This is a genomic window from Alcanivorax sp. HI0044, from assembly GCF_001634945.1.
The window spans coordinates 1-1898 of the sequence record NZ_LWEZ01001335.1 but is presented as its reverse complement, the minus strand read 5'-3'; the positions used below and the strand labels follow the sequence as shown (position 1 = coordinate 1898).

General features: G+C 57.6%; 2 protein-coding genes. Both read right to left on the bottom strand.

Annotation, left to right across the window (positions count from 1 at the left end; translation table 11 throughout):
• Nucleotides 1–57: 57 nt before the first annotated feature.
• Nucleotides 58–1653 carry a cytochrome c oxidase subunit I gene (gene ctaD, locus A3730_RS19745; RefSeq protein ID WP_063538742.1) on the bottom strand — a complete coding sequence of 532 codons (1596 nt, stop codon included), beginning with the start codon at nt 1651–1653 and terminating at the stop codon, nt 58–60.
• A gap of 14 nt (nt 1654–1667) precedes the next feature.
• Nucleotides 1668–1898 (bottom strand): cytochrome c (locus tag A3730_RS31935; protein ID WP_197477537.1); only part of this gene is annotated, 231 nt, incomplete at its 5' end.

Here is a 1898-nt window from a genome sequence, read left to right as displayed (position 1 = left end):
GCTGATCGCGGTTATCCCGGTTTTGGCCGGTGCAGTGACCATGATGTTGACCGATCGTCACTTCGGCACCAGCTTCTTCGATGCCGCCGGTGACGGCACTTCCCATTCCAGGCCTTCAGCACCTTCCCACGGCTTGGCCGGGGCTTTCTCGCCTTTCTTCATGGCACACAATACGGCCACAGCCAGGAACAACAACTGCGAGAGGCCGAACCAGAAACCGCCAATGGAAATCCAGAAATTGTAGTCCGCAAACTGCAGCGCGTAGTCAGCGTAACGACGCGGCATGCCAGCCAGACCCACGAAGTGCATGGGGAAGAACAGCAAGTTGGCGGAAATCAGGGAGTTCCAGAAGTGCAGCTCACCCAGGGTCTTGTTGGGCATGATCCCGGACCACTTCGGCAGCCAGTAGTAGGCCGCAGCGAAGATGGAGAAGATCGCACCGGTCACCAGCACGTAGTGGAAATGCGCCACCACGAAGTAGGTGTCATGGTACTGGAAGTCTACCGGGGTGATCGCCAGCATCAGGCCGGACAGACCACCACAAGTGAACAGCACCACAAAAGCGATCGCCCACTTCATCGGCAGCTCAAAGGTCATGGACCCGCGCCACATGGTTGCGACCCAGTTGAACACCTTCACGCCGGTAGGCACGGAGATCAGCATGGTCATGTACATGAAGAACAGGGTACCGGCCAGCGGCATGCCCACGGTGAACATGTGGTGAGCCCACACGACAAAGGACAGCAGCGCAATGGAGGCAGTCGCGTACACCATGGAGGCGTAACCGAACAGCGGCTTGCGGGCAAAGGCCGGAATGATCGCTGACACGATACCGAAGCTCGGCAGGATCATGATGTACACCTCAGGGTGCCCGAAGAACCAGAACACGTGCTGGAACAGTACCGGGTCACCACCACCGGCGGCATCGAAGAAGCTGGTGCCGAAGTGACGATCGGTCAACATCATGGTCACTGCACCGGCCAAAACCGGGATAACCGCGATCAGCAGGAAGGCGGTGATCAGCCAGGTCCACACGAACAGCGGCATCTTCATCAGGGTCATGCCCGGGGCACGCATGTTGAAGACAGTAACGACCACGTTGATCGCACCCATGATGGAAGAAATACCCATCATGTGAACCGACAGAATAAACAGGTCAGTGGACGCCGGACCGTACTTGGTCGACAGCGGCGCATAGAAGGTCCAGCCAAAGTTCGGGGCGCTGGGGTTACCGGCACCGAACGCGCTCATCACCACCGAACCAATCAGGATGGCGAAAGCGAAAGGCAGGATCCAGAAGGACCAGTTATTCATCCGCGGCAGCGCCATATCCGGCGCACCGATCATCAAGGGAATCATCCAGTTGGCCAGGCCAACCGTGGCGGGCATCACCGCACCAAATACCATGACCAGACCGTGCACGGTGGTCATCTGGTTGAAGAATTCCGGATCCACGAACTGCATGCCGGGCTCGAGCAGCTCGGCACGAATTACCATGGCAAGGAAACCGCCGGACAGGAACATGGCGAAGCTGAACCACAGGTACAAGGTACCGATATCTTTGTGGTTGGTGCTGAACAGCCAACGTTTCAGGCCGGTCGGGGCGTGGTGATGATCGTGATGATCATCATGGGTTGCAGCTGCAGTAGACATTGCTATCCCCTCCCTTATTCGTGGTCGTTAACGTCGGCGGGCTGAATCAGATCGCCGGTGTCGTTGCCGAAAGCATTACGCTCGTAGGTGATCACCGCCGCAATCTGGCGAGGTGTCAGCTGAGCCTTGAAGTTGGGCATGGCACCACGGCCATTGACCAACACATCAATGTGCTCGTTCAGGTGCTCTTTATTGGTGGCAAATTCCGTACCGGCAAACGCCAGGCCGATACCGCCTTCACCATT